Origin of the sequence: Kitasatospora sp. NPDC057500 (assembly GCF_042802195.1) — a bacterium.
Classification (GTDB): domain Bacteria; phylum Actinomycetota; class Actinomycetes; order Streptomycetales; family Streptomycetaceae; genus Kitasatospora.
On the sequence record NZ_JBHVER010000035.1, the window covers coordinates 41907 to 50775 of the forward strand.

The following is an 8869-nucleotide window of genomic DNA, read 5'->3' on the forward strand; positions in this document are numbered from 1 at the left end:
GGTTGTCGGCTTCGGTCAGCGCGGCGCCTAGCGCAGGAGGTTCGCGCGGCTGGTGATCAGGTCGCTGCCGTGCAGCTGGTGGCGGAGGTCGAGGCCGCTGTCGAGCATGGCGAGGACGTCGAGGTGGCGGTCCGCCGGTACGGTCGCCACCCGGCGCTTGTCCCGGACGATGCGGATGGTCGGCCTGTCCTTGCTAGGGCGGGCGAGGGTGACCGGCCCGTCGGGCGTGCCCGGGACGAGCCGGGTCAGGGGGGTGGTGGCGGTGCCGCCGTCGATGATCCGGTTGATCAGGTCGGCGGGGGTGCGGACGTACTCCAGGAGGTCCTGGACCTCGTACTCACCGGCCCTGTAGAGCTCCGTCCAGCCGTCGATGTGGTGTTGGGCGGTCCACTGCCGCAGCGCGTCCGCTCGGTGCCCGAGGAGTGCGGCTTCGCGGCCCAGGAGATGGGCGATGCGCCGGGAGGTGACGCCGGCGGAGAGCAGAGTCAGGGCCTGCTCGGTGTCGACGCCGTGGCGGATGTGCCAGGCGGCGTGGGTGTTGAGCCGGGGCGCGGTGGGGGAGAGCGCGGGGCTGGTGTTGACGAGGTTGATCAGCGCGCCCACGGTCCAGCTCAGGGCGTGTCCGAAGGCGGTGCTGATGTTGCGCACCGCCTGGTCCAGCGCCCAGGCGGCGGGGACGCCGGGCTGCCAGGAGCGGGCGAGGTCGGGGACGGCGACACCGGAGACCCACTCGCGCAGCGCGGGCGCGATGGCGACGGTCATCGCCGTGCCCCTGGTCTCCTTGTCCTTGAAGGCCCAGTGCGGGGTGACTTCGGGGCAGTGTTCGAGGAGAAGGTCGAAGACCTGGTGCTCGGTGAGGAAGTCCAGGGTCCGCTGCAGCGGCCACTCCTGCGGCTCGGCGGGCATCCCGTCGGCGTTCTCGGTGGCCCACCGCTCGAGGTGCACGGCCAGGCGCTTGGCGAGCCAGTCCAGGTAGCGGGCGGATCCGAGGCTGGTGCCGGTGGCGGCCCACCGGCCGGCCGGGGCGGGATCGGTGTTCTCGAACTTCTCCGCGACCCGGTCCGCGAGGGCGTACCACCGGCCGGCGGCGCGAGCGTTGCCGGTCCGGGAGAGGCCGAACAGCCCCTCCAGGGCATCGAGGGGGTGGCCCTGCGGCTGGGCGGCGGTGGCGTGCAGGTGCAGTACGAGCCAGACGAAGGAGGCGAAGTCTGCGGCGGTGCTGTCCGCCAGGGCGAAGATGCCGTCGGCGTCGTCGCGCAGGGTCTGCTCGGCGGCGGCGAGCGAGGCGAGCGCCTCATCGGTCATCAGGGTGGAGGCGACGCGCAACTGTTCCGGGTCGGGGTCGAGGTGCTCGAACTCGGCGGGCCGGGGCTCGTAGGGGCGGGTCAGGAAGATCCAGCCCTCGCTCTCGCGGCCGGCGCGCCCGGCGCGGCCGATGGCGTTGAGGAGCTCGGCGGGCGACAGCGTGCGCTCGCCGTCGTAGGTGAGCGGGTCGCCGTCGACCTTGTGGTGGACGATGACGGTGCGCACGGGCAGGTTGACGCCGTCGGTGAGGGTGCTGGTGCTGGCGATCGCCAGGAGGTCGCCGCGGCGCAGCGCGCCTTCGACGGCGCGCAGGACGTCTTCGGGCAGGGCGCTGTGGTGGTAGGCGGCGCCGTGCCGGACGCAGCGCACCAGCGGGTGCTCCTCGCCGAGGGCTTCGGCGAGGTAGTCGGCCAGGGCGGCGGCTTCGGGGCGTTCGGGGAGGTGCTCGGCGATGGCGAGCGCGGCGTTGCGGGCATCACGGCGGGTGCCGACGACCATGAGGACGCTGCCGGCGTTGGTGAGTTCGGCGGCGCCGGCGGCGAAGACCTTGTAGGTGACGATCCCGTTCGGAAGGGCCTTGCGCCACTGGCGGGGGTTGCGGCCGCGGTAGCGCCGGGTTCCCACCTCGCCGGTGGTCACCCGGCTGATGTCGGAGGTGGCGGTCGGCCGGACGGCGAAGATGGCCTCGACCGGCACCGTGGCGGTCACCTGCGAGGGGGTTCGCGCGGTCGCCGGGCGATCGGTCAGTTCGGCCTGGTCCTTGATGAGGTTCGGGTAGATGAGCCCGTGCATCCGGCGCGGGCCGCGCCAGGTGTCGGTGAAGTAGACCTCCCGCTCGTCGCGGGTCGGGTCGAGCCAGGAGGCGATGTCGCCCTTGTTGCCGACCGCCGCGGAGAGCAAGATAAGCCGGATGTCGGCGCGGGCCTTCAGCAGCGCGAGCAGGCTCTCCAGCACGAAGCCGCGGTCGCCTTGGCCCAGGTGGTGGGCCTCGTCGACGACGACCAGACCGACATCCTCCAGCGCCCCTTCGGGGTTGTTGCGGATCATGTGCATGAGCCGCTCGGGGGTGACGATCTCCACGTCCCCGCCGTCCGGCTCGGCCGCCGAGGCCCACGTGCTCAGCGGGAACTCCGGCTGCTGCGCGGCCAGGCGCCGCCCCAGCACTCGCAGCCGGCCCCGCAGGGCCGAGCGCATCTCCCGCCCCAGGCTCCGCATCGGTGACACGTACACCACCCGACCGGGCCGCTGCGCCAGGTGCGAACAGATCACCAGCTGGGCCATCAGCGTCTTGCCCGCACTGGTGGGCACACTGATCAGGCTGCGCGACGTGGCCGGGTCGAGCGGGTTGCCCCGCTCCAACTGCAGGAGCTGGCGCTGCGGCGGCCACAGGGTCATCACCGGCGGCTCCGACATGGCGAAGCTGCGCGCCACCACCGCAGGAGTACCCGCAGGCAGCAGCCGGTACAGGCTGCTGCGCGCCATCTCGTCGCTCAACTGGAACAGGTGAGCGGCCACCCACCGCGCCAGACCGTCGCCGCGGCCCGCCGTCTCGGTCATCACGTCCACCAGCAGCCGCCGCGCGCTCGCCAGGTGCACTTCCTCGCCGGTCCCCAGGTACTGGTACAGGTGGAAGACCGCCTCCACGACGGCCTCCGCCGGTCCGTACATAGTCCGCGCCAGGGAGTCGCGGCGCATCACCGCACGTACCTCGCGAAGTTGCCGCCGCCACCTCCGCAGCGCCCGGTCCAGATCCGTCCTCTCGAAGCCGAGGAAGACGACACCGGCCTCGACCGCCAGCGTGCCGATGTGCAGGCGGAGTTCCCCGCTGGTGTCGATCAGGCGGCGCACCTGCCGGTAGACGGCGGTGGCGTTCGGATCCTGCTCGCAGCGCCGGTAGCCGGCCTGCGCGGCGAAGGCGATCTGGAGCCGCTCGGCCACCGGGCGGCGCCTGTCGCCGACGGCGAGGTCCATCAGGTGCGCGCTGGCGGCGAACGCCCGACGCACGCGCTCCGCGTCGTAGCCGGGCGTGTCCGGGTCGAGGGCGGCGAGGCCGTGCAGGTACCACGCGGTGGCGAGGGTCTCATCCTCGATCTCGCGCTCGCCGCGGAACGCCGCGATCTCCAGCTCGGTCATCGCCCTGAGCAGGTCCTGCGCGCTGGGCAGCACGCCGCCCGGCCGGTACTCGCCGAGTGCCGAGGCGAGCACCTCCGGATCTAGAGTGCGCTCCATATGTACCTCCTCACGTCCTTCGCGAAGTTCTCGAGATCGTCGATCGCCACCATCAGGCCCTGCAGCGCACCCTCGTGGGTATGGGTGGTGAAGTGGGTGTGTGAGAGGTCGAAGGCGGTGGGCGGGGTGTCCGTGGCGTTGAGCGCGATGCTCACACCGCCGTTGCCCGACTCCTTCCGATCCACCCACTGACGCGGCATCGAGCCGACGAAGATCCGCAGGTCGGGGGCGAGCGCCCGCCCGCCCCACGAGAACTGGCCCATGTAGCGGGAGCCCTCGTTGTTGATCTGCTGCCACGCCTTGCGGATCGTGTCGGCCGGCGTGGCGGACTTTCCGGTGAACTTCTTCATCTCCCACAGCCGGAAGACGAACCCCAGCTCACTGCCGGGCACCCGGTGGATCACCAGCCCGTCCGGCCCTCCGTCGTTCACCGCCGACTTCGGCGGATCCAGCACCACCACGCTGCGCCCCGGCTCAGGCGGCAGGTCGCGGGTCAGGAGGTACCACAGCCACTCGCCCACGTACCCGGTCACGCCGGTGGTGTCGTTGGCCTCGAACACCGGGGACGCGTGCAGCAGGACGTGCTCGTAATCGCGGCCCACTGGCTTGGTGCCGGCCAGGACGTTCTCGCGCCAGAGCCGGTAGCCGAGGTCGTCCAGGTCGGTGCGGGCCTTCATGATCTCGTCCGCGATGACCCAAGCCGCCGCCGCACGGTCCTCGGGCTCCTGCCCGATGGTCACCACCAGCTCCCAGCGGCACACCTGCTCCTGGCCGCGGGGCTCGCGCCGGGTGAGGTCGACCAGGCGGTTGCCGGCGGCAAGGGCGCGCTCCATCGCCCGCTGCGCAGGTACCGTCACCCGCCCCACCTCCCGTTCCACCTACATCGAGCCCCACCGCAGGGCACACGCCGTCAGCCTACCGATGCGGGGAACCGCGCCCGACGTCCAAGCGGATCGAGCCGCTGATCCGGCTGCTGCCCGCCGACGGCTACCAGCGACCGGGCGCCCGGCAGTGGCCTGTCGGTCTGCTGTTGCCGCACCTGCCCCCCTGCGACGGGTCAGCCGGCCGCCCAGGCGCTCCAGGTTTCCGCCGTGGTGAAGACGTCCGCCGGGATTCCGGCGCGTTCCCAGGCCCCGGGGTAGACCTCGGCGTAGCGGCGACCGTAGACCGCAGCGAGGGCAGGCGGGTAGAGCAGCCACAGCGCCGGGACCGCGTGGAGCTCCAGCGTGCCGGACGGCTCGCCGGGGTGGGTGAGGTCGCCGTGCAGGAGGCCCTTGTTGTGCAGGCCGACCCAGATCCGGGCGACCTGCTCCGAAGCACCACACCCGGCACCGTCGCCGCACACCGCGGTCGGCGTCAGCCGCCGGGGGAGAGCGGTGGCCTCGACCCAGGCGTACAGCCCCGGCAGGTCCAGGACGCGCCACAGGTGCAGGCGGTGGGTGCCGTCCATGTGCGAGGTGTGCAGCGGACCGGCGGGCCCGTCCAGGCGCCGGAGCTGGACAGGCGCGGAGTCGATCATGGCCTCCCGCAGCAGCGCGGGGACGTCGCCGCAGGCCAGCCACTCGCGGATCGCGTTCGGGATCCAGACCGAGCCGGCCCGCTCCCCGTCCCGGGCGATCGTCCCCCACGCCACCGGGTCGGCGGTGCGCACCACCGACGCCGGGTTGACCCAGGTATAGCTGCCCGCCAGCACGTGCGCCTCCTCCAGGCCGTCCGGGTCGGGCAGCAGATCGGGCAGTTGCGCTGCCTCCGTGTTCAGCGCGGTGCATCTCGCGGCGAAGAACGCGGGGACCTGCGCCGGGGCGAGGTGCTCGCGCAGGCCCTGGAGGGCGGCGGCGACCTGGTCGGCGTGGCCGCCCCGGTCGTAGTCGTCGTCGGCGAGGTCGCCGTGCTCGGTGTCCCAGGGCGAGGGCGCCGAATCCCGCTCCGCGAAGCTCAAGGCGAGCTGCGCCGGCAGCAGGGAGGGGCGCCCGGCGGGGTAGTGGGCCTCGGGCGCGGAAGGCAGGCAGCTCCACCGGACGAGTTCCGCTTCGAGGGCGGCGGGCAGCACGGCCGTGGCCCGGACGCGGACGCCCTGCTCGGAGAGGGCCTCGAAGGCTCGGTTCGGGCCGGTGGTGACGCTCCAGCGGGTGGCTGCGGGGAAGTGCTCGCGGGCCAGAGCCAGGCGCTGCGCGAAGGCGGACTCGGCGGCCAGGATCTCGCCCCGGGTACGGGCCGCGAGGAGTTCGGCGACGGTGGGCGCGCGGCCGGTGGGGAGGGCGTCACGGTCCACCGGCATGCCCGTCGCGATCTCGCACAGGACGGCGATGGCGGCGTCGAGGTCCGCGGTCACCCGGCGGGCACCGGCCGCCAGTTGACCGGTGTCAGCCTGCTCGCTGTCCAGCGCCGTCAGCCACCGGGCGACGTAGTCCTCCAGAGCCCGCAGGTTGCGCAGAGCCCGCAGCCGGCCGACGGCATCCAACGCCGGGACGCGCAGTTCCTCCCGCCCGCCGGCGATCGCGGTGCCGACCGTGTGCAGCAGCCGCTCGAAGTCCCCGGTCTGCGCCAGCCAGTCCTCGACCACCGCCCCGCTGCGGGCCAGTCTCCACCGTCGCCAGTGCGCGATCCGCGCGGTTCCGGCGGCCGTTCGGCAGTCGGCGGGGGGTGCGGCGGCGCACCGGGGGCACGGCCAGTTCCTGGTGCTCATGGGCGAGATCGTAAGGGGCGCGGGCGGTGCGCTGTACGCCGCTCGCACGGATCCGAGCCGCGCCGGCGCCGTCAACGTCCGGCTTTCACCGCCGGGCGGCGCCGGGCTCCAGACACGGTGCTCAGGAGTGCTCGGCCACCAGGTCCGCGACCCATCCTGTGACCCTCACGCCACCGACGGCTTCCTCCCACCGCACCTCCCGGCCTGGGTGGGCAGCGCACTCCAGCCGGGCCAGGAAGCCCCCGTCGGGGAGTTGCTCAAGTACGGCCAAGGGTTCGGCGGTGCATTGGTCGTGCCGCGCGGTGGCGCGGAGCCGGGCGGCGGCCAGCGCGGACAGGTGCCGGGGCGGAAGGGTGCCAGCGGTGCGGCAGCTGGTGCACTCCAGCAGGTGTCGTACCGCCGGGCCGTGGTTCCAGAAGTTCCGCCAGAGGCCCTTCTGCGCACGTTCGTCCTGGTTGCAGCTCCCGCAGGCCGGCCCGCGGACGAAGTCGTGGCCGGGCTCATGACAGTGGTCCCAGGCGGCAGCCCGCCGCAGCCCGCACACCGCGCAGAGGTAGCCGTCGGCGCGTGTCGCCCGCCGCCGCTCGCTGGTGTAGCGCACGCCCCGCATCGAACCGCCGTACAGGGGGTGCTCGCCGCCCGCGCAGGCTGGGCACTGGGTGATCCAGCCGTCCGCGCCGGAGGACCGCCAGTCGCGGTTCTGCTGAGCCCGGGCCGCCGCCGTCCGCGAGGAGCGGTCCTCCACTGCGCCGCATCCCGCGCACCGCTGCGCCCGCGCCAGCAGCGCCACGTGCTCGGCACGCCACCGGTCAAGGACGTCCGCCCACCGCTCGGGAATACTCCACCGGCCGGCCCGGCGGCGCACCACGTCCATCACCACCACCCCCGCGACCACGAGCGGGTCACGGCCGTCGGGCTCCCGCGCGGCCCCGAGCAGCCGGCTGAGCTCCTTGACCGCCAGACGCTGCTCCGCTGGGCCGAGTCCGGCGTCGAGGAGGTCGGCTGCGGACGGGCGGCGGCGGGCCCGCGCGGCGCGGTCGACGAGTTCGCCCTGGACGGCCAGGCGCCAGTCGTCGTCGAACCGGGAGTCGCGGTTCAGCTGCGTCCAGGGCAGTCCCAACGGGACGAGTCGGCCTGGTTTCGCCGCCACCGCAGCGAGCTGCTGCAGCGCCCCATCGAGCAGGGCTTGGTCGACGTGCCACACCCCGCTGCGCTTCACGCCAGGCAGGGCTGCGGCGCCCAGGTACAGGTGGCCGGTGTCGCGGACGAAGGCCGAGTGGAGGCCGGCGGCGGCAAAGCGCAGCGGGGGCGCGGTGAGGACGGACGCAGCAATCGCCTGGGCGGCGGCGAGGGGTATCAGCACGCTGGCAGGGTGCCAGTAGGTACTGACACACCCCGTGGGGTGGCCAGAACCAACGGACGCCCTGCGGCGACGGTCGTCAGACAGACTCGCTCGGCCGCAGCCGGTCGGGCTGCCGATGAACCTGGCCCCATCGATCCGTCGGTCAGTCCCCGGCCGAGCCGGCCGACGGGACGCAGACCCGTCCGGCCGGCCGGCTGCCGGCCGAGCGCGCTACCGGCGCCAGCTACAGCTACGGGACAGGTGCGTAGGCGCGCCTGGGTGGTCCACATCGCCGCGTACTCCCCGTCAGTGGCCAGGAGCTCCTGGTGGGTTCCCTCTTCGCGGACGCGGACGCGGACGCGGACGCGGCCGTGGTCGAGGACGATGATGCGATCCGCGTGCTGGGTGGAGCCGAGCCGGTGCGTGATCAGGATGACGGTCCGACCGGCGGCGAGTTCGCGGACGCGGTCGTAAGCGGCCTGCTCGGCCCGCGGATCCATCGTTACCTATAGCTGTTAAGTATCTGTCCACGTCGGACGGCACGGCTGCCCGCAGGCATGTTAGGCACGTTCCCGGCCAGCAAACAGAAAATTGGTTGAGCCTCGGGTGGGCATGTGGCAGGCTCACCCGCCGTGACCGAGGTCATCAAGTCGCAGGACGACGAGGTGGACATCGATGTATCTCTTGCGGTCACACGCGCATTTGAGGGAGAAACGTGCCAGGTGAGCGGCTTGACGCGGAGTGGGTCCGATCCTGGTGGAAGCAGGCCGATGCGGCGCTGACGAAGCTGATGCAGTCGTTCTTCCCGACGCACAACTTCCCGCCCGGCCACAACGCAGTGGTGCTCGCAAGCGACGTCAGCCACCAGGCGACGAGCGCACTTGTGGACCTGACGCCGATCCCCTCCGACCTGACCACGCTCTACTGGGTGATCAGCGAGGCTTCCCTGCCTGATGTCGATAGCGGGTACTTCATCCACTCACCCGCGATGGTGGCGGGACACTTTCGCGAGTACGGCCCTGTGCCGATCGACGGCGAATAGATCGCACTGGTATTCGCCAGCGACGGCGGGGGCCGTCTGTTCGCGATCGGCGACAGCGGACAAGTCTGGAAGTCCACCACGGCTTCCTGGTCGGGCGACTTCGAGGTCGCCGCGACCGGCCAGCAGGAGTTCCTCGAACAGCTTGGCAGACGGATCGCCAACCAGCTCTGAGAGGTCGTTTTCGTCTTTTTAGCCCGCGTATGAGCTGATTCTCGGAGTGCGTGGGCGTGGTGCGGAAGCAGCTGTAGACACGGTTGGGGTCTGT

The 8869-nt window shown here is 72.4% G+C and carries 6 protein-coding genes; 2 read left to right on the plus strand and 4 right to left on the minus strand.

Annotation, left to right across the window (positions count from 1 at the left end):
• Positions 1-27 precede the first annotated feature (27 nt).
• The 4 genes from ACFU74_RS10895 to ACFU74_RS10910 form a co-directional block, all read right to left on the minus strand.
• Positions 28-3534, minus strand: a complete 3507-nt coding sequence (locus ACFU74_RS10895; protein ID WP_380754986.1) for a DEAD/DEAH box helicase — start codon at positions 3532-3534, stop codon at positions 28-30.
• Positions 3519-4391, minus strand: coding sequence for a hypothetical protein (locus ACFU74_RS10900; RefSeq protein ID WP_380754989.1), 873 nt, complete (start codon positions 4389-4391; stop codon positions 3519-3521). Before ACFU74_RS10900 ends, ACFU74_RS10895 begins: the two co-directional genes overlap by 16 nt.
• A 200-nt stretch (positions 4392-4591) precedes the next feature.
• Complete coding sequence (locus ACFU74_RS10905; protein ID WP_380754992.1) at positions 4592-6220, minus strand: hypothetical protein; 1629 nt, start codon at positions 6218-6220, stop codon at positions 4592-4594.
• Between the two features lie 121 nt (positions 6221-6341).
• Positions 6342-7583, minus strand: a complete 1242-nt coding sequence (locus tag ACFU74_RS10910; protein WP_380754995.1) for an endonuclease domain-containing protein — start codon at positions 7581-7583, stop codon at positions 6342-6344.
• A gap of 305 nt (positions 7584-7888) precedes the next feature.
• On the opposite strand from ACFU74_RS10910, the gene ACFU74_RS10915 reads away from it, so the two are divergent.
• The gene (locus ACFU74_RS10915) at positions 7889-8074 is read left to right on the plus strand and encodes a hypothetical protein (protein WP_380754998.1); all 186 of its coding nucleotides are present in this window, start codon (positions 7889-7891) and stop codon (positions 8072-8074) included.
• Between the two features lie 203 nt (positions 8075-8277).
• On the plus strand, positions 8278-8604 hold the full coding sequence (locus tag ACFU74_RS10920) for a hypothetical protein (RefSeq protein WP_380755000.1): 327 nt from the start codon (positions 8278-8280) through the stop codon (positions 8602-8604).
• Positions 8605-8869: the final 265 nt, after the last annotated feature.

What these genes read in the sequence shown, in the direction of transcription:
- ACFU74_RS10895 (WP_380754986.1), bottom strand. Translation starts at nt 3,534, where the DNA reads ATGGAGCGCACTCTAGATCCGGAGGTGCTCGCCTCGGCACTCGGCGAG.
- ACFU74_RS10905 (WP_380754992.1), bottom strand. Translation starts at nt 6,220, where the DNA reads ATGAGCACCAGGAACTGGCCGTGCCCCCGGTGCGCCGCCGCACCCCCC.